Source organism: Dongia sp., assembly GCF_041909655.1.
Lineage (GTDB): Bacteria > Pseudomonadota > Alphaproteobacteria > Dongiales > Dongiaceae > Dongia.
The window spans coordinates 242,454-262,490 of sequence record NZ_JAYRDA010000002.1 but is presented as its reverse complement, the minus strand read 5'-3'; the positions used below and the strand labels follow the sequence as shown (position 1 = coordinate 262,490).

13 protein-coding genes and 1 tRNA gene are annotated in these 20,037 nt (G+C 58.1%); 13 read left to right on the top strand and 1 reads right to left on the bottom strand.

Translation table 11 applies throughout. The features are described 5' to 3' along the window. Positions 1 to 112 precede the first annotated feature (112 nt). The 9 genes from ACE3PR_RS04395 to ACE3PR_RS04355 all read left to right on the top strand — a co-directional run bounded on the left by ACE3PR_RS04395 (position 113) and on the right by ACE3PR_RS04355 (position 12,958). A complete protein-coding gene (locus ACE3PR_RS04395) occupies positions 113 to 316 on the top strand; it encodes a CopG family transcriptional regulator (protein WP_374368612.1) in 204 nt (67 codons plus the stop codon). After that, positions 303 to 1,469, top strand: coding sequence for a DNA cytosine methyltransferase (locus ACE3PR_RS04390; RefSeq protein WP_374368610.1), 1,167 nt, complete (start codon positions 303 to 305; stop codon positions 1,467 to 1,469). The genes ACE3PR_RS04395 and ACE3PR_RS04390 overlap by 14 nt, the downstream gene beginning before the upstream one ends. 77 nt (positions 1,470 to 1,546) lie before the next feature. Further along, a complete protein-coding gene (locus ACE3PR_RS04385) occupies positions 1,547 to 2,494 on the top strand; it encodes an Eco29kI family restriction endonuclease (RefSeq protein WP_374368609.1) in 948 nt (315 codons plus the stop codon). Continuing rightward, the gene (locus tag ACE3PR_RS04380; protein ID WP_374368607.1) at positions 2,478 to 2,933 is read left to right on the top strand and encodes a very short patch repair endonuclease; all 456 of its coding nucleotides are present in this window, start codon (positions 2,478 to 2,480) and stop codon (positions 2,931 to 2,933) included. Before ACE3PR_RS04385 ends, ACE3PR_RS04380 begins: the two co-directional genes overlap by 17 nt. Further along, positions 2,930 to 5,260, top strand: a complete 2,331-nt coding sequence (locus ACE3PR_RS04375; RefSeq protein ID WP_374368605.1) for an ATP-binding protein — start codon at positions 2,930 to 2,932, stop codon at positions 5,258 to 5,260. The genes ACE3PR_RS04380 and ACE3PR_RS04375 overlap by 4 nt, the downstream gene beginning before the upstream one ends. Positions 5,261 to 5,289: 29 nt before the next feature. Then, a complete protein-coding gene (locus ACE3PR_RS04370; protein ID WP_374368603.1) occupies positions 5,290 to 6,933 on the top strand; it encodes a DEAD/DEAH box helicase family protein in 1,644 nt (547 codons plus the stop codon). Further along, the gene (locus ACE3PR_RS04365) at positions 6,930 to 7,457 is read left to right on the top strand and encodes a hypothetical protein (RefSeq protein ID WP_374368601.1); all 528 of its coding nucleotides are present in this window, start codon (positions 6,930 to 6,932) and stop codon (positions 7,455 to 7,457) included. Before ACE3PR_RS04370 ends, ACE3PR_RS04365 begins: the two co-directional genes overlap by 4 nt. Positions 7,458 to 7,462: 5 nt before the next feature. Beyond that, a complete protein-coding gene (locus ACE3PR_RS04360) occupies positions 7,463 to 8,596 on the top strand; it encodes a PIN-like domain-containing protein (protein WP_374368599.1) in 1,134 nt (377 codons plus the stop codon). Between the two features lie 669 nt (positions 8,597 to 9,265). After that, positions 9,266 to 12,958 carry a CHAT domain-containing protein gene (locus ACE3PR_RS04355; protein WP_374368597.1) on the top strand — a complete coding sequence of 1,231 codons (3,693 nt, stop codon included), beginning with the start codon at positions 9,266 to 9,268 and terminating at the stop codon, positions 12,956 to 12,958. Positions 12,959 to 13,278: 320 nt separating this feature from the next. On the opposite strand, the gene rtcR is transcribed toward ACE3PR_RS04355, so the two are convergent. Then, on the bottom strand, positions 13,279 to 14,877 hold the full coding sequence (gene rtcR, locus ACE3PR_RS04350) for an RNA repair transcriptional activator RtcR (RefSeq protein ID WP_374368595.1): 1,599 nt from the start codon (positions 14,875 to 14,877) through the stop codon (positions 13,279 to 13,281). 242 nt (positions 14,878 to 15,119) lie between these two features. Here rtcR and ACE3PR_RS04345 point away from each other — a divergent pair. From ACE3PR_RS04345 to rtcA, 4 genes are all read left to right on the top strand, one after another. Further along, a tRNA-Pro gene (locus ACE3PR_RS04345) sits at positions 15,120 to 15,198 on the top strand. A gap of 19 nt (positions 15,199 to 15,217) precedes the next feature. Beyond that, positions 15,218 to 16,765 (top strand): RNA-binding protein, encoded by a 1,548-nt coding sequence (locus ACE3PR_RS04340; protein ID WP_374368593.1) that lies wholly within the window; start codon positions 15,218 to 15,220, stop codon positions 16,763 to 16,765. A 632-nt stretch (positions 16,766 to 17,397) separates the two neighbouring features. Beyond that, the gene (locus tag ACE3PR_RS04335) at positions 17,398 to 18,582 is read left to right on the top strand and encodes an RtcB family protein (RefSeq protein WP_374368591.1); all 1,185 of its coding nucleotides are present in this window, start codon (positions 17,398 to 17,400) and stop codon (positions 18,580 to 18,582) included. Positions 18,583 to 18,612: 30 nt separating this feature from the next. Beyond that, positions 18,613 to 19,626 (top strand): RNA 3'-terminal phosphate cyclase, encoded by a 1,014-nt coding sequence (gene rtcA, locus ACE3PR_RS04330; protein ID WP_374368589.1) that lies wholly within the window; start codon positions 18,613 to 18,615, stop codon positions 19,624 to 19,626. The last annotated feature ends 411 nt before the right edge of the window (positions 19,627 to 20,037 follow it).

Below are 20,037 nucleotides of genomic sequence, written 5' to 3'. Positions count from 1 at the left end.
GAGTGGCGGCTCAGCTTACCCCGTACCCACGATCCAGATTGAATCGCGTCAGAGTCTGAGGCAGAGTGGCGCGATTGCCGCGGAATGCCGCGGATCGCTGCGGAGCCGGAAAGTGGGCAAGGATGGGCGCGATGCAGAGCGTGTCACCACAACCCTGACCAAGCGTCAAAAGGCGGAGCTTGATCGGCTCGCGAGGACGCAAGGGGTGAAGGTGGCGTGGCTCATCCGGCGAGCGATCGAACGTTATTTGGAACATGAGGCGGGCGGCCCAATGTTGCCCCTAGAACTGGAAGGAGGCGAGGATGTTAAGCGCTGAACTCTTCGCCGGATGTGGCGGGCTCGCGCTCGGAATGTCCCGCGCGGGTTTTAGGCATGCCTACATGGCCGAGTTCGACCATGACGCTGTTGAGACCGTTCTCCATAACAAATTGAAGGGCGTAGAGCACGTTTGCGACTGGCCGATGGGCCTCAAGGATGTGCGTGAGATTGATTGGAAGAAGATCGCCACGCTCGATCTAGTGTCCGGCGGCCCTCCCTGTCAGCCATTTGGGATTGGAGGCAAGAAGTTGGGGCAGGATGATCATCGGGACATGTGGCCCGAGGCCATCCGCGCTATCCGCGAGGCTAAGCCGCGCATGTTTCTGTTCGAGAACGTTCGCAATCTCGCCGGCCCGCGCTTTCAGGGATATCTCAAGTGGATCATCGCGAGCCTTGAACGCCCGTCCGTGCCCCGGCATTCGGATGAGAGCCATGAGGCACACCTCGTGCGGCTTAGCTCCTCGCGATCCAAGCGCGATTACCGGGTCGTTTGGCAATTGGTGAACGCCGCAGATTTCGGCGCGGCGCAGATCCGGCATAGGGTTCTGATTTTCGGCATTCATTCTGATCTCGATGTTGCTCCAGTGCCGATGCTGCCGACGCATTCGCGCGAACGATTGCTCTGGGACCAGTTTGTCACGGGCGAATACTGGACCCGTCACCGGTTGAAACCGCGTAAGGACGCTGTCCTCGCGCAGGATGAGCGCCGAGTAGCTGAGCTGAAGAGGCTCAATGTCGCGCCTGCCACGCAAGCCTGGGTGACGGTGCGAGATGCATTGCTTGGTCTTGGTGAGCCAAATGGAAAGCGCAACCACGTACTGCAACCTGGCGCGCGAGTTTATCCAGGACACACGGGCAGTCCCCTCGACTTGCCGGCAAAGGCATTGAAGGCTGGAGATCACGGGGTGCCTGGTGGTGAGAATATGATGGTCCGTGACGATGACACGGTCCGTTACTTCACGACACGAGAGGCCGCGCGGCTCGTGGGTCTTCCGGACGAGTATGAATTCCCCCGATCCTGGACTGAGAGCATGCGCCAATTGGGCAACGCCGTCCCCGCGCAACTTGGCGCGGCCGCTGGGAGCTGGCTGGCGAAGCTCGCGGGCGGAGGGATACAACCTTCGCTAGTATCAAAGCGCCGCCCGGAGTAAGGTTTCGCTCTCGCTGGAGCCGGGAGGACGAGTCGCGAACCAAAGACCTCGTATCGGCCAGCCGAAGGGGTTAATGGATGGCACTTGCACCGGATCGGGCTGCACTAAAAGCACTAGAAGATGCGCTGAACGCGGTGCTTGCTGCGGCCGGCGACAATCCGCCGCAGGCTGTGGTCAGGCGAATTCGAGAAGGCCTTGCATCACATGCCGCCGCACTTGAGGTCGCGAGATCGGTCACTGACCCGATCCGAATGCCGCGCGCCACGTTTGATCCGGCTGACCCGAAGGCTATTGGTCGGATGGTATCCATCGCGCTTCTCGCTCAACCCCTGATCCCGCTTGCCGACGTTGGTCCCGCCTATGGCTCCGGGGTATACGCGATTTATTATCGCGGCCCTCATCCTCTTTACGCGGGTATCGCCGGGAGCGAGACACCAATCTATGTCGGAAAGGCCGATCCGGCCAACGATGACGCAAGCACCACGCGTGAGCAAGGCGCGAAATTGACCGCGCGCTTGCTCGAGCATGCTAGCACCATTGGCACCGCTGAGAACTATGCTGACCACTTGCCAAGCCATCTCTCGCCCATCAGTTTGGCCGACTTCCAATGTCGCCGATTGGTATGCGCCACCAACGCGCAGCTCGTCGCCGAGAAACATCTCATTCGCACGTTTTGGCCGATTTGGAACGCAGAGACCAAGGCGTGCTGGGGCATGAGTAAGCATGGTGATGCTGCTACCACGCGCGCCAACAAGCGCTCTCCCTGGGATGTCGTGCATCCAGGCCGCGCATGGGCGCTGGACAGCCGCTTGGTGGACTCGTTGAGTGCATCGGAGATCGGGAACCGGATTCGGAGTACGTTGGGGCGTGTGCCCGCGCGCCGCGACCATGCCGCGCTTCTTGAGGAGATGTTGGCTGGATTTAGGCAGGATGACGCGGTTGGTGAGGAAAGAGCCGAACCTCCGGTTGGGGAGGATGCGGCGGGGCCGGCGCCTGATGAGGCTGGTGGTGACGACGACGCATGAAATCGACAGGGCCCGTAGCGCTCAGATGGCGCTAATCAAGGCTCGCGATAGCAAGCCGGAAATGAAAGTCCGGCTCGCCATGTATGCGGCTGGATTGCGTTATCGCCTTCATGCGAAGGGATTGCCGGGACGGCCTGATCTGGTCTTCCGGTCCCGACGATTGGCTGTTTTTGTGCATGGGTGCTTTTGGCATCAGCATCCAGACGGCTCGTGCAAGCTGGCCCGGATGCCAAAGTCGAAGTTAGACTTCTGGCGGCCAAAATTGGAAGGCAACCGTGAGCGGGATGCAAGAAACCGTCGCGAGCTTGAGGCCCGAGGGTGGTCAGTGGTCGAGGTCTGGGAATGTCAGACTGGCACCGCCGAATTGAATGCCCTCGCGGTGCGAATAAAGCAAACGCCTCGCGTCGAGACCAAGGGAAGGGTAAGCGACAGAAAATGAGCCAGGAATTTGACCTGACGCCAGATCCGCGCGTCCTGCAAATGCTGGGCGAGATCAATCTCCCGCAATGGCGCTGCCTCGCGGAACTGATCGACAACGCGATCGATGGCTTCGTGCATGCGGCTCGATCTAGTGCGCCAATTGAAGCGCCCGAGATTAGCGTCGCGCTGCCGACTGCCGACAATGAAAACGCTCGCGTAACGGTGAAAGACAATGGCCCTGGCATGTCCTTCGAATCGCTCGAGAACGCCGTCCGCGCCGGTTGGTCGGGCAATGATCCGCTGTCGAACCTCGGATTGTTCGGCATGGGTTTTAACATCGCTACGGCGCGCCTAGGATTAGTGACTGAGGTTTGGACGAGCCGCGCAGGCGACCCCGAAGAGGTCGGCGTGCGGATAGACCTAGACGAACTTCGCACTACACGAAGCTTCAAGGTTCCGCGACAAACGCGTGCGAAGCCGGATCACAACGCGCATGGAACCACCATTGTGATCAGCCGGCTGAAGCCGGATCAGCGGGCATATTTGGCGCGTGGCAACAATCAAAAGACGATGCGGAAGCATCTCGCGCGAGCCTATTCGACGCTGCTAGCCAAATCCGAGGCGGGCAAAATTCGACTCATGATTGGTGCCACCCGGCTAGCCCCGAGGCGGCATTGTGTATGGGGGGAGGACCGCGCGGTCGCCTTGCCCGATGGCACGATCGCGCGAGCGGTTGAGCATATCGACGTGAAGCTTGCGCCTCGTCGCTACTGCGTACATTGCATGCGCACACTAGCCGCTGCGGAGGAAAGCTGCCCCACCGGAAGTCCAAGTTGCCAGGTGGTCGAGGCGGAACGCAGGGTCTACGGATGGATTGGCCTCCAACGATACCTCCATAACACAGAGTTTGGCCTGGACTTCATCCGCAACGGGCGAAAGATCGAGATCGCCAACAAAGACTTGTTTGAATGGAGTGATGGCGATACCGCCGAGGTCGAGTACCCCACCGACGATCAACGCGGGCGGGGTCGCTTCGTCGGTGAAATCCACATCGATCATTGCCGGGTGAGCTACACCAAGGATCGCTTCGAGCGAGACGATCCAGCTTGGAGCGAAATGCTGCGCGTGGTCCGGGGTGAGGGGCCGCTCCGACCGATCGTTGCGAAGCAGCGAGGCTACGTTGGCAACGATAGTCCGCTGTACAGACTTTTTCAGACATTTCGCCGGTCTAGTCCTCAGGGCAAGAACGGCCTGTGGTCCCGCGTCCTAGTAGTTAAGGACAATGATCGGGCCCAACAGATGGCCAACCTCTTCGATGAGGATGATCCTGACTACCTCACGGACGAGCGCTGGTGGCAGCTCGTTCTCGAGCAGGACAAGGAAGTCCTCGGCGAAAAGCCCGCCGAGGGAGGCGACGCGCCTCTACCGCCAGGCTTTATTGATCAGCCGCCGGCGGGCAATCCCGGCGATCAGGCGGAAGCCACATCGCAGCAACCACAACCAGAGGCACCGCCACCTCCGCCGCCGGCTCGAAGGCAAATTCACGAGCTGTCACGTAAGTACGTCCATCCGACCTTCCGGGTTGAGTACGAGATCCAGGCATACGGAGTGGCGGCCACTGACCCCGACCTTCCGCCGGGACTTCCATGGTTGCTAAAGCTCGACGACGTCGCGACGAGAACGTATGGCTTTCTCGTCGACGTGAGCCATGACGTATTCCGATCCACCACAATGACGCCTCTTGACGGTCTGCTGACAGAGTTAACGCATCGCACTATGGAGTTTTTAAAAGGACAGGCACAAGACTCGTCGGTCGCTGGCGTACTTGCGGACTTCCGCAAGCAGTACTGCCATGATAGCCGGCTCGATCCGCAGGAAATCATCACCATCGCCACCTCGGTACTAGGGGATATGGCTCGAGCGGTCCCGAACCTCATCACCGAGGGCCAGGGTGAGGCAATGTTCAATGACCTAAGCAATGCTGAGCGTGAATCCGTGGCTCGTCGCATGGCAAACCGAAGCGTCCCTGATCATAAGGCTCTAATCTCAGACGGGCGCTTTTGGGAATACGCGGACCCAGAATCCCTGAGAGGACTTTTCGGCAGACACCCCGAACTCTTTTTGGATGGCAATTTCTGGAATGACGCGTATGCCAGTCTCGATTTCGGAAATGAGGTGATCTCCGACCAAGCGCGTCTAGCTGTGCGGTCGCGATACGACGCATATCTGAGCGACGCAGTGTGGCTCGCGAACCAATCTCCCTCCGATATCGACCGCGCAAGCCGAGATGCGGTGATCAGGGCGAGCTGCTCTGTGCGCCTGCTGAAATCTGACGTTTCCGACTAATGCAAGAGCCCTTTCTAGACGCAGAGCGATTGCTGAAAGGGCCCTGGCAGGCATTTGAGCGTGACGTTGCGCGGCTCCTCGTCTGCAATGGGTTTGAGGATGTGAGACTCGTCGCAGGATCTGGCGACCATGGCGCGGATGTGCTCGGAGTTAAGAACGGCGAACTGTGGGTCATTCAGTGCAAGTTTACGACGGGCGGCTACCCATCAGCGAGAGCAGTTGATGAAGTCGGCGAGGCGGCCCGGTTCTACGAGGCCGACCGAATCTATGTTGCCTCTAGCCGAAGAGCTGGGCCAGCAACCTACGAGGCCATTAAGCGCTGGAGCGCCCTTGGGGTCGAGATTGGCATACTGGAGCCCGCGATGCTCCTTGAGCTTGCCCGAAAAAGCCCAGAGTACTCGACGCATCGACGCGATTTGCGAGACTACCAGAATGAGGCGGTCGATAAATTCGTGGATTCGCTGCGAGAGACGGGTCGTGGGCAAGTTGTTCTGGCAACAGGATTGGGAAAGACAGTCGTTCTTGCGGAATCTGTCGCCCAACTCTTCCGGGATGAAGCGATTCCTGGAGGCAGGGCACTCGTGTTGGCCGGCACGCGTGAACTCGTTGATCAGCTACAGCGGTCATTCTGGGATCAACTTCCAAAATGGATCACGACGCACCGCCTCATAGGCGGAGAGAGCCCAAGTCATTGGGACGGCATCACATTCGCCACAATTCAATCCGTCGTCTCAAGACTCGATGAACTTCCAGAATTCGGTCTAGTGCTTATCGACGAAGCTCACCATGTAGGATCAGAGACGTTCCGACGTGTCACCGACCATCTTTCTGCAGCCATGATCGGGGGCGTGACAGCCACACCATGGCGAGGAGACGGCTACGACATTGATGAACTCCTCGGGCCACCCGTTGTGAAGATTGGTATCGCCGAGGGGTTGAAACGAGGATTTCTTTGTGAGGCGGATTATCGGCTTTTGGCCGACAATATTGATTGGAATCTGGTCAAATCGCAGTCACGCAACCGCTACTCCCTCAGTCAACTAAACCGCTTGTTATTGCTTCCCACACGCGATGAGGAAGCGGCTAAGGCAATTCGCGAGACTTTTGACAAGGAACGACGGCGCTCGGTGATCGTCTTCTGCTCCTCGGTGCATCATGCCAACAGCTTTGCTGCGACCCTGCGTTTGTTCGATTTTCGGGCTGAACCGATCACGGGAGAGATGACGGCCCGAGAACGCGACAAGGTGATGGCCGCCTTTCGCAAAGGCAGCCTCGACGTGGTAACAACTCGTGATTTATTCAATGAGGGCGTGGACGTTCCTGATGTCGACATGATTGCTTTCATGCGCGTGACGCATAGTCGCCGTATCTTCGTCCAGCAACTCGGGCGTGGTTTGCGGATCAGCCCTAAGAAGAAAAAAGTGGTTGTTCTCGATTTTGTTAGTGACCTCCGTCGCATAGCTGAAGTCGTGGAGTTGGAGAAGGCCGCGCGAGGCGACCTTGAGCGTCTGCGCCTGCCCGGCATGATCCACTTCCGTGACGAAGGCGCCGGAAGTTTCATGCTGGATTGGATGCGTGATCAAGCCGACCTCTTCATGCGTGAGGGGGACCCTACTCTAGAGTTACCCGCATTCGACTTCCCCAAGCCTCACAATCGGGGGACCGTTCAATGATGATGCCAGAGGAAATTCGAGACAATTTGCGCGACATGCTGTGGACCTCTGCGGATGATCTGGGGTGGGCGTCGTTGAACGATTCTGAGCGGTCGCGATATTACGAGAAATGGACAAAGGATCCCTCGATCGGTGGCCAGTTGGCGCATTTCATGGATCCCCGGAAGGTGCGCGTTTACATCAAGGATTCCTTGATAAAGCCATATGAGCGAGCGCGATTGCTCGCGAGCGAGCCTGAGATCTGGCGTGCGCTGGAAATGATAGCGCCCACAGAGGCCCCGGAAACATTCATCAAACCCCACGGGTGCCGACTTGACGATGGTCGAGTGATCTGTTGGGGGAAAAGCCGAGACTGGAAGCTTGTGATCATGGCGGTATTCGAGAGAGGGAAGTCTCGCCACGAAGGAAGGCCCTTCGGAGCGGTTTTACTGGAAACCGGGAAAACGCCAGATGAGGCGACCCGCAATCTGATCAGGGATGCGGCTGCGCGACTTGGCATCGAAAAACTTGCTTGGCTGGAGTAGAGCCGATGCGCGAGAAATTTCCGGGCTGGTATCCAAAAAAACCAAGTGAGGTGGCGAAGCTTTGGGATACGGCGATCTTTGTCCCCGATGCGAATGTGCTATTGCACTGCCTGCGACACACGACTGCGGTGCGTGACGAGTTGTTGCGGTTGTTTGAGATAATCGGTGACGCTCTATGGATACCTTACCAGGTCGGCTTGGAGTTTCAGCGCAATCGCCTTGATGTCGAGTTCGGCGCGCTCGATGCGTATGACGCATTGCTAAAGGATCAGGAAGCAAACGTCGACAAGGCGCGTGATCGTCTCCGTCAACTTCGCGCGCACCCTACTATCGATGTGCAGAAGGAACTTGCCGCGCTCGACATGTTTTTAGCGGATTTTAAGGGCCGTATAGAGATGGCGCGGGAGGCGCACCCCTCAGCTAAGATCGACAGCGTCTTGGAAAAACTCACCCAGATTCTAGCTCGTCGCATCGGAGATAAGTGGCCGACAGAACGTCTCGTCGCCCTAAAGAAAGAGGGCGAAGATCGTTACTCCAAGAAAGTGCCCCCCGGTTACAAAGATCAAAAGAAGGACGCGGGTGAGTATGATAAGTATGGTGACCTGCTGATCTGGAAAGATATGATCGCGAAGGCGAAGGCGGATAAGCGACCAGTGATCTTTATTTCCGATGATGCGAAAGAGGACTGGTGGTGGATTCACCGTGGACGAAAAGTAGGTCCCCGTCCGGAACTCATAGAGGAGTTCCTTGGAGAATCTGGACAAGATTTTCACATTTATGAATTGAGCCAATTTCTGCGATTTGCGGCGGAGCGCTATCCAGACATTAAGCCGAACGTCGCCAAGGTCGAGGAGAGTCTTCTGGCAGACGAAGAGGCGCGCCGGCGCCAACATGATGCGACGGCGGCGCTTGAGCGAGACGCAAGGATTCGAGCGCTGGAGGACGAGCGAGATCACATCGTTAGCGCGCTATCTGGCACGCCGGGTGGTATCACGGCAGTGCCGAGTGATCGCGCGACATTGCGCGCGCGCTTAGAGGAGCTTAACAGGCAGATTCGATCAATGTCAGAGGAAGCGGGCAGGGCTAGCCAAGCTATTGACGGTGAAGCAGAGTCCGGACAGCGCCTGCCACAAACATGAGCTATTGAAGCGGTCGACGATCAAGCGGTATCTCGCCGTCCTCGACACGCACCACAAATAGCATCTCATGTGTTGTCGCCTCAACGAACCAAGTGCGCTCGCAGCGGCATTGATAAGTCTCTGAATCTGGAACCACGACTTTTTCTCCGCAATCCCAGCACCAAAATGGGAAACAACCGCAGACATTGCACTTGCCGGTGAAGACAGTGGCCCAGAAGGGGTCGATGGATAGAGGAAACTGTCCGTCCCAAAACAGACCCAGACTCACGCTCGAGCGAAGAGAGTCGGTGGATTTAGAGTGAGGACAAGATAAAGGGAATTTCTCCAAGAGATATCCAAGTGATTGTCTGGACATCTGTTTTTAGCGAGACTCACCCTGATTCTGGTGCCTCTCATTCGAGCTAACTACTTGTAACACCTCAATCCCAAGTCTCCAGTCGCTTAGCCTGGCAAATCGAGGCTTCGCGCTACCCCTATCATCGCCCGCTGCAGATCGCTAACTTTCGAATCAGATATTGATGCCGATCTTGTTGGATATTCGGGTGCAGGGCTGCCATGTCGAGTTCAGAAAAGCACGGGTATTCCCTTACAGAGGGATTAGAGGGGTACTTCTCAACCAATGGACTCAGCTTTGGTGTTGGTGACGTCATGTGCCTTGGAAGGCACGATATGCAAGACCAAGTCACGTCCGTCTTGCGCATGCTGGGGTCCTTTTCACTAAAGGATGGCAGTTCACCCTTTAGCAAGATCATTGTAGTGGCGCCATCCAAGCCTGATGGAAGCGAGGATGTCGCGTTGAAGGGGCGCCTCGCCGCAATGCTCAGCGCGGCCCAACGCAACACAGACCCACCGTTGGAAGACGGTTGGATAGAGATGGCTACCCCGATCGGCCTAAATACTAATTTTCTGGTCGCACTTGTTGAACGAGTTCCCGCTCGTACTGCCGTGGTGATTACAGAGGCGGCTAGGTACCGCGCAAAAGATGTCAGCTCCTTTACTGCCGGAGAGGACACCCTAGGGCTTCGAGAGGATTTGTGGGTCCCTCACTTGCATGCGACTGCACAGAGCCTGTACCAAGCGGTAGAGGGCAGGGAGGTATACTTCATACTTCTCGCAGGAGAACTGGCCCCTCGTCGCGCAGCATTAGGCGAATTGCTTACGTCGTTAGACGGTGTTGGCGTGGTCGGCGCGACTGTCGATGTTCATCTCGATGGCATCCTGGCCGACAACAAAGAGCTACTGAGCGCGCGAGTTATTGATGGACGCCTCGGTGCTCTTCTCAACACGATCGACGGCTTTCCCGCCGCCCTTGATTCAGAAAAGCCATTCTTGAAAATTCAACTGCTTCACCGATCTGGTCTCATCGGTCAAGCAATGGACATGATAGAAGATGTTCTCAGGACCACAAAAGATCCCGATCCACCGGCGCTCGTGAAGCTCGCGCTCATTGCGCGACAGGGTGGCGCTTTCGCCTTGGCTTCGCGCCTCCTTCATGAGGTCGCTGATATACTGATAAATCGCGAGATGATGTCGCTCGCAATGGGTGTCGCCTACGATATAGGAGAACACGCGCTCGCGGTCTCAATAGCGCATCGAATCGACAAACTCTACCCAGGAGACCCCGCTGTCGTGAACTTTAGGGTGCGAGAGGCGATAGGGGCGGCGAACTACGGATTGGCAGCAGATGTATTGCTGGACGACCCCAGCGCTGAAGAGTCAGTGACGTTCTTCAGATTTTTGGAACGGGAGCTTTCTGCGCCAGGTTTGCCCGACTACTTGGAAATCTTGGACCGGGCGCGGAGAGCATTCGTTAATAGAGTGAGTTTCGCTCATCGCGCGTTAATCCGAGATGGCCTGCGTCGGGGTGCACTATTGCATGCGCTGACACTTGCGCTTCAGCCTCCAGAGATGCAGGAGGAACCCGATATTAAACTCCTTGTCGAAGTGCTGGAGCGCGTAACGTTGGAGCGAAATGGCCAGGGCGGCTTCATAATTGATGATGCCACTCTCCAGCGAGCAATTCAGAATGTAATTGGGTTTCTCTCGCAGCAGCCTTTAGCGCATTCTATTCGTGTCAATCTGACTCGCCTGCTATCGGTACCCGTTACGGGGCATTTGGGGATTGCGCTAATCGCGTTTACGACCCTGGGCCTGATGGCTCGAGAGCTATCGATGAATAAGCTTCCTCAGATCGAAGGCTTTAGTGCTCAGCAGTTCCAGCAGCGTAAAGATTTTATAGAGAAAGCTTTTGCATGGATGGAAGGCTCCGGCGCACTTGTTATGGGAAGAGCTGCTCTACCCGAAGAGATGATCACGGAACCTGCTGACCTTTACCTCCCGATGGTCGAAAACCTTCTCATGCTATACGCGAATGATTTGGGGAGTCCGGCGGGGGATAAGGTCTTTAATAGTTGGCTCCTTTTTAGCACTTGTCTCGCCAAACATAGCTCCAATCCAAACCGTGATCTTTGGGTAATCAGAATGGCGGCGGCGCGACTAGCGGCCGCAGGAAAAATGCAAACAGCGCGAGATCTTGCGCAAGTTGCAATGGAATCTGCGGGCGCTGATCGCATCCGACAACGAGTAGCTTGGTCGGTAGTTGCCGATATCTATCACAGGCTCGGGAACAACCTTGAAGCCCTTTTGGCGCTCGCATGTGCCGGCGCAGGGGACGTCAACGTCTCTGACCAGCAGGCCTGGCAAGAGGCCGACACCCTTGCCCGGCTGCTTCGGGACGTCGGATTGTATGACGAGGCGCGGCGAGTCGTGGAAAAGTCGCGACTAATACTTCTTGCTATGGATGCAGAAGAAGCTAACAGCCATCGTCTCGATCTTCTGCTTCTTCAGATAGACTATATGAAGCTACGTCAGCGCCCTGGAAGCGAGCGGTCTGACGTTATCGAACTGTTGTCCCGGGGCCTGGCGATTGCAGGGCACGCTATTGAAGTGAATGACGATGCGGTTCCGATCGCGGTCGTTATGGCTCAATTGCTGCAGTTTGCTCGAACAACTGGGGTCAAGATCTCCTCGGAGGTCGAAGAGTTATTCAAGAATCTTCAAAGTCGGCTCAATCCGATTATGTACTCACTAGTTAGCGCTCTTTCGGCGCATGCACCAACTGCCGAAGATACTTTTCTCTTGCATCAGGCAACAGAGCGGGCGCGTTACTCCGAAGATGCCGCATTTGACGTGCGACACGCAGTACTTGCGGCACAACGGCTACTGGAGGGTACTAAGAGCATAACACCAGACGAAGCTGCGTTTGCTATAGAGATTATGAGTGATCGAGCAATTGCGTTGCCGGGCTGGGAGTTAAGTGCCAAGCCAGCGGCTTCTATGGCAAACATTGGCGAAGCTAGTGAGATGGCCTGCGCGCTCTCTATGGAAGGTATAACGGTTGTCATGGCTGGAGCGACCGAAGCTGGCGGCCTAGTCTGGGTTTCCGCTCAAGAGGGTAAACTTGGGCCCTTGCATCGTGAATCGGAACAAGTGTTTTCGATAGATAAATTTCGAGCGTGGGAGAAAAACTACCCGTATGGCTATGGTACGGATGACGATGTTGGCAACAAGTTTATTTTGAGTTTGGACGGATTGGGGATTTCCGAGCTACCAAACGCTCGAACAGTTGTGATCGCTGAAGCTGAGCTGCAGAAAATTCCCGTCAACATCTTGCTGTCTGGCGATAGCCCAGCGGGGTCGTCGAGACCGATGGCGTCAGCCCCCTCTTTGGGTTGGCTGCATGCCGCTCGCATGTCCAATCGTGAGGTTGCCGGTCGAACGGCCTGGATATCTACGGCTGGTGAAGATGGTCAGACCCTGAAAATGATCGCTGATAGACTGTCAGAGGACTTGCTTCAGCATCGGGTGACGTTGAACAATGACTCTACCATACCTGAAGGCCTTATGGGGTCGGAGCTTGTCATTGTTGCCGCACACGGCGGCCTTCTCCCTGATCGGAGCTTCTTCCAGCGAGTAAGCGACGAAGGAAGTACCGTCTTGAGCGTCTCAGACTTCTCGGATGCGTTGCGCAATATAGGAGTGGTGCTCCTTTTCGTCTGTAGCGGTGGACGTGCAGATAAGCACCCGAGCGCGAGTACGGTGGTTGGTTTGACTAAGCACTTGCTAGACCGGGGATGTACGGCGGTCGTTGCCTCACCTTGGCCGTTGAGCTCAAACGTTCCTGCGCATTGGCTTCCTGCCTTTTTAGAAGCATGGAAAGGTGATGTGCCCTTGATCGATGCGGTGTTCATTGCCAATAAGGCGGTGGGTAAGGCGCTTGGAGATGCCCTGGCATTGACGCATGCGATGACAGTGTTTGGTGACCCGCTAAGACGGGCAAGCTCATCCGTGGCTCACCATTAATTGGATGATGGCGGCCCGCCAACCGCCACATTCCGGTGCCCTTTGCTCTGCTTCGCCCTTGAATGGTCCACCACACTGGTCGACCTTGTGAGAGTCAGTCCGTTTTTTTGCGCTCCCAATGACTTCTAAGTCATTGAAGTAACTGGGCCGGAATTTCGCTGGGAATCCTAGTTGGGCTCAACGAGCTGCTAAATCACATCCAGTGGCCCCCCCCCGCACGTTCTCAGACGTATCATCCAGCATCGACTGTGTCGCGAAAAAGCCCAAAATATCGGTGTTACGAAGGCTTTCAAAACTCGTGGCTCAAGGCCGATATTTAACTAGTTCGCGCTCTTCGTGATCGCGCCCCAATCAATATTGAATCTCGCCAGATACTTCCGAAGGCGATCAGCATCATTTGCGCTGGCTCTCTTGGTTCGAGAAACATTGAAGAGCGCGCGGCCTGCTTCAGAAAGTGATCGACTGACTTTGCAGACACGGATTGCTTCCGCAAGCTGAACCCGGTCGAACAGGTCGAGGCTGTCGATCGCCTGATCGTCGAGCACTTCGGCGAGAGTGTCGGCACCTTTATCGGCTCGGACTGCCCAAAGTCGGCGAAGGCGTTGGATTTCCATTTCGACGCAAACCAGGTCAATGCGGCCCTTGGGACTGAGCGTGGCCATGCGTGTGACGCTGGCAGCTAAATCTCGGAAGTTCCCCTGCCAGACGGCCTCAGATGAGGCGGCGAAAGCGAGGTAGCGCTGGCGCGCCTCCTTGTTAAAGCTGGCGCGCTGTCCCTCGCGCTCGGCAAAGCGGTCGAGTTCGTAGTCGAGGTTCGGCTCGATATCTTCCCGTCGATCGGCGAGGCCAGGTAGCCGGAACGTCCAGAGATTGAGACGGGCGTAAAGGTCCTCACGGAAAATCCCGGAAGCGACCGCGTCGCCCAAATCGCGATTGGTGCCGGCAATCAATTGAAAATCGGAGGAGGATTCCTTGTCTCCCCCGACAGGCAGGAATCGCTTGTCCTCGATAGCCCGCAGAATCATCGCTTGTTCGTCAAGGCCGAGCTCGCCGATCTCGTCCAGAAACAACATGCCCTTGTCGGCGGAGCGCAGCAGTCCAGGACGGTCAGCAACGGCCCCGGTAAAAGCTCCCTTGCGATGGCCGAACAGTGCTGACATCGCGCTATCGCCCTTGAGCGTGGCACAGTTCACCTCCACGAAGGGGCCAGCAACCTGATGCTTCAACTTCTTGAGGTCGTGGATGCGGCGCGCGAGCAGGCTTTTCCCGGCCCCCGTCGGCCCCATCAACAGGATCGGCGCGCGGCTGCGCGATGCCACATGCTCTATCTCGTCGATCATACGGTTGAAGTTTGCATTTCGGGTCTCAATGCCCGATTTCAGAAACGACGTGCTCTCTGCGCTCGCGACGGCAAAGCGTGTCGCTATGCTGTCATAGCGCGAAAGATCGAGATCGATGACGCTCCATTTTCCGGCGGGATCCGTCGAGCCGCGCTCCGGCTGGGTCTGGAGAAGTCGACCGGGAAGGTAGCGCGCTTCCGTCAGCAGGAAGAGACAGATCTGAGCGACGTGAGTGCCTGTGGTGATGTGGACGAGATAGTCTTCAGACTCGGGATCGAAGGTTTCGCCGCGGGCGAAGTCGAGGAGCTTGCCGTAGACTTCCTCGAAATCCCACGGATTGCGGAAATCCAGTAGGCGCATATCAACCTTGGTTTCGGGCGAAACCGAAGCGATGTCCTCCGCCACGTACTCCGCCAAGCGGCTATGCGGCGTGCCATAGAGCATAACAAAGCGATCCACGCGCAGATCGGGGTGCATGGTAAGCCCAACGGTCGGGCGCCACTTGTTCCAGCGCGACGGACCGAACTTGCTCGCATCCAAAGTCGAGCCGAGGAACCCTATGACGGTAAGAGATTTCATTCTTATACTATAAGATAAGTTACGATTATTTGCGCTATGAAAAATTGATTGGCATCTCCAGCCGTCAGAAGGGGGATGAATTTAAATTAATGTAATTCAATAAGTTAATTGAAAATGCGCAAACACGGCGCAATTGGCATGTCTCCTGCTCTTAGGTGGGCGTCGCCGCGAGGCATTGCCTTGCGCCGGCAAAAGGAGATTGGGGCGGCTGGAATGGGCCAGCTGCCCCTCCACGGAATTCACAGGGCGTAGCTCAGTCCGCGTGAGAGCGCCCGCCTTGGAAGCGGGAGGCCGCTGGTTCAAATCCAGCCGCCCTGACCAGACGAGAAGGAGTTGGACCATGGCCAACAAGGGATTGTTCGCACGCGCGCTCGCCAAATTCCTGCCGCGCGCCGATGCCAAGAACAGCGAAGGAGCGCCAGCCTATGCCTATGGGCCGGAAGCAAAGCTCGCGCAATTGGCCGTCACGGGGACGCTCGCCGATAATTTCTATGGCGCCGCCGAGATGCAGCTCGCCGATGTGCTGGCGGCCGCCCGCGCGGTCGATCCTGCCTTTGTCGCCCAGGCGGCGGTCTATGCCCGCAAGGCAGGTGCCATGAAGGACATGCCGGCGTTGCTGGCGGCCTATCTCACCGTGGCTGATCCCGACCTCGCGGTCCGGGTCTTCGGCCGGGTGGTCGATAACGGCCGCATGCTGCGCAGCTTCGTTCAGATCATGCGGTCGGGCCAGGTTGGCCGCACCTCGCTGGGTTCGCGCCCGAAGCGTCTGGTCCAGCGCTGGCTGGAGCAGGCATCGATGCGCGATCTGATGGCGGCGGCGACGGGTACTGCGCCGAGCCTCGCGGACATCGTGAAGATGGTCCACCCGCGCCCGGCGGATGCTGCGCGCAAAGCCTTCTATGGTTGGCTGATCGGCCGTCCCTATGACGTCGCCGCTTTGCCGCCCGAGATCGCGGCGTTCGAGGCCTGGAAGCAGGACCTGAGCGCGGACTTGCCGCCAGTTCCGTTCGAATGGCTGACCACGTTTCAGCTTCGGCCGGAACAGTGGGCGGTCCTTTCCGAACGGATGGGCTGGCAGGCGCTCCGCATGAACCTCAACACCCTGGCACGCAATGGGGTGTTCGATGTGGCAGGGGCCGCGGACCGGATCGTCGCGCGGCTCGCCGACCGTGACGCGCTGCGGAAGGTCCGCCCCATGCCCTATCAGTTGATGGTGGCGTTGGGGCAGGTCGGACCGGGCGTGCCGTTGAAGGTGCAGGCGGCATTGGAGGATGCGCTGGAGTTCTCGCTCCAGAACGTGCCGACGGTGCCGGGTCGCGTGGTTGTGTGTCCGGACGTCTCGGGGTCGATGACCTCGCCTGCCACGGGCTACCGCAAGGGCGCCTCGTCCAAGGTGCGGTGCATTGATGTCGCGGCCCTGGTCGCGGCGGCGATGCTGCGCGCCAACCGCAAGGCCCGGGTGCTGCCCTTCGAGCAATCGGTGGTGGCGCTCGAGCTGCGTGCCACGGACCGGCTGGCGGCCAATGCCGCGAAGCTGGCCAGCATCGGCGGTGGCGGGACGAACGTCTCGGCACCCCTGGCGCTGCTGAATGCCGAGAAGGCGGCGGTGGATCTGGTCGTGATCGTTTCCGATAACCAGTCCTGGGTGGATGCCACCCGGAACGGTGCCACGGCGACGATGGTCGAATGGAACCGCCTGCAGCGGCGGAACCCGCAGGCCAAGCTGGTCTGCATCGATATCCAGCCGCTCGCCACCACCCAGGCGTCGGGGCGGCCGGAGATCCTCAACGTCGGTGGTTTTTCCGACGCGGTGTTTGACGCGATCACGCGTTTCGTCTCCGGCGAGACGCGTGACTGGGTCAAGCTGGTAAAGGAAACGGAGGTTTGAAGAACTGGGTCGCGGCGAATGCTGGCAGGACTACATGTCTCCAGAAGAAGGCCCGACGAGTAAAGCGCCCGGCCCCGGAAAAGGGGTCGGGAGATGCGGGTTCGAATCCCGCCGCCGACACGTAGCTTAAGGGCGACTGTCTTGCCGATCTTGTCGCCGCGACCCTTGCCGAAATTCCTGGCGAATGCCTGACGGACTACATGTGTCGCGGGTTCGACTCCCGTCGGGCCGAGCAATCGGCCCGTAGCTCAGCGGTAGAGCTGTCTGTCAAATACCTGGTCGCCATGGGCCAGTTGGAAGGAACGTTTGGAAGCTGGCGAATGCCGGTGAGACTACAGGATAGAGCACCCGTCTTCAGGATGGGAGGTCGGCGGTTCAATCCCGCCTCCGGGCAACCGGATAGCTCAGCAAAAAATGTCTCACAGTCTGTTGTCGCCAGTGGATGCCAGAGCGTGAGCGAATGCCGGCGGGACTACATTGGTGGAAGGAAGGTTCAATTCCTTCGCCCGGCCTATAACCGGGAGCTTGTCTCGTCACTCCGTCGTCGCCACGCCGCGGCTGATCAGTTATGAAAGATGAAGGAGGTCGACATGACCGAGACGACTTATGATTACCAGCATGTCGAGTGCGGCGTGCCGATCAAGATGTGGACGCGCGGTGTGCCCGTAGACGCCAAGGCGCGTGACCAGCTGGCGCGCGCCGCACAGATGCCGTTTGTGTTCAAGCATCTTGCGGTCATGCCGGACGTGCATGTCGGCATCGGCGCCACGGTGGGATCGGTGATCCCGACTAAGGGTGCGGTGATTCCGGCGGCGGTTGGTGTCGATATCGGCTGCGGCATGATGGCGGCGCGGACCTCGTTGATGGCCCATGACCTTCCGGACAATCTGGAAGGCATCCGGGCTGCGATCGAGCGTGCCGTGCCGCATGGCCGGAGTGTTGGCCGGACCAAGCGCGACACCGGCAGCTGGGGCGATCCCCCGCCGGAGGTCGTCGCTGCCTGGGCGACGCTGGTCGAGCGGTTCAACAGCATCACGGCGAAGTACCCGCGGCTCAAGAACACGAACCAACTCGTGCATCTGGGGACGCTGGGGACCGGAAACCACTTCATCGAGCTTTGTCTCGATACCGAGCAGCGCGTCTGGATCATGCTCCATTCGGGATCGCGCGGTGTCGGCAATGCCATCGGCACATTCTTCATCGAGTTGGCGAAGCAGGACATGCGCAAGTGGTTCATCAACCTGCCCGATGAGGACCTGGCCTATTTCCCGGAAGGGACCGACCATTTCGACGATTATGTCGAGGCGGTCGGATGGGCCCAGGATTTTGCGGCGCTTAATCGTCGGATGATGATGGCGAATGTGATCCGGGCGCTGCGTGGCCAGATCGCAAAGCCGTTCGACGCTGAGCTGGAAGCGGTCAACTGCCACCACAACTATGTGACGCGGGAAAACCATTTTGGCGAAAACGTGCTAGTGACCCGCAAGGGCGCCGTGCGGGCGGCGAAGGGCGTCATGGGTATCATCCCCGGCTCGATGGGGGCGAAGTCCTTCATCGTGCGCGGCCTTGGCAACAAGGAAGCGTTCGAGAGCTGCAGCCACGGGGCGGGGCGGGTTATGTCGCGGACTGAGGCAAAGAAGAAGGTGAGCCTCGACGAGCATATCCGCGATACCGCTGGCGTCGAATGTCGCAAGGACGAAAGCGTCATCGACGAGACGCCCAAGGCCTACAAGCCGATCGAAGCCGTGATGGCCGCCCAGGCCGATCTGGTGGAGATCGTCCATACGTTGAAGCAGGTGGTGTGCGTGAAGGGTTGATCCCCTTCACGCCATCCATTCGGGGGAATCATGATTACGATTGACGGCGCCGAGGGGGAGGGCGGCGGGCAGGTCGTGCGCAACGCGCTCGCCTTGTCGCTGGCCACTGGACAACCTTTCAAGATCACCAGTATCCGCGGCAAGCGTGAGAAGCCGGGCCTGATGCGCCAGCATCTGACCGCGGTTGAGGCTGCCTGCGCGATCGGCAATGCCACCTGTGAGGGGGCGAGCGTTGGATCGTCGGAATTTACCTTTCATCCGGGTCCGGTACAGGCTGGCGAATATCATTTTGCCGTTGGAACCGCCGGCAGTACCTCCCTGGTGCTGCAGACGGTGTTGATGCCGCTACTGCTCGCCGGCGGGCCGTCGCGCCTGGTCTTGGAGGGCGGCACGCACAACATGATGGCGCCACCGTTCGAGTTCATCGCGCGTTGCTTCCTGCCGATCATCAACCGGATGGGGCCGCGTGTCGACGCGCGCCTGGTCCGTCACGGCTTTTATCCACGCGGTGGCGGACGAATCGAGATCGCGATCGACCCCGCACCACTGCAGCAGATTGAGTGCGTTGAGCGTGGCCCCCTCAAGAGCACGTCGGCCATAGCGCTCTTTGCCGGGCTGCCCTTTGACATTGCCGATCGCGAACTCGGCGTGGCGCGTCAACTGCTGGATTGGCCGGACTCGGCCTTCGCAGTGCGCGAGCTTCCGGCCGAGTGGGGGCCGGGGAATGTCCTGCTGCTGGAAGCCGCATTCGAGCAGGCGACGGAAATCGTGACCGGTTTTGGCCGGCTGGGAATTTCCGCAGAATCGCTGGCAAAGACGGCAGCGCAGCGCATGGCCGGGTTTGTTGCCACCGAGGCTTTCGCGGGACCGTATCTTGCCGATCAGCTTCTGCTCCCTTTCGCTCTGGCAGGTGGCGGTTGCTTCACCACGGTTAAGCCCAGCCAGCATGCTCGAACGGCAGCCGGCGTTATTGCAATGTTCACCAAGCAGCGCTGGGCGTTTTCAGCGCAAGCGGATGGGGCACACCTAGTTTCTGTGTCGTGAGGTGCGGATGGCCCCCATGAGCCCATTGATCTCAACCCGGTGCCCTATCGATTGCGTGAACTGAAACTGTGGATATCGGAACAATCCGGCCCATCAGCATCGCTCCACGATCTGTTTTCAGTCCTCCCATACTTTGGCCTGTCTCTGTCGCGCGCTAAGGAGTTTCTCGGCGAATTCCTTGCCGCCGTAACAAATTGGCGAAAGGTGGGAGCCAGCATTCAAATGTCTGCACATGAACTGGATGCCTTTAAAACTGCGTTCGAGCACCAAGAGAAGGAAAATGCTCGGAAGTTGGCCTCTGGCTGAGAGGTTACCCTCGGATTCACAATGTGAATCGCATTTGCTTCTCTTGCATTGACATAGGGGTTCCCTAGTTGCAATTTTATTGGTGAAGGCTGAATCAATAAAAAG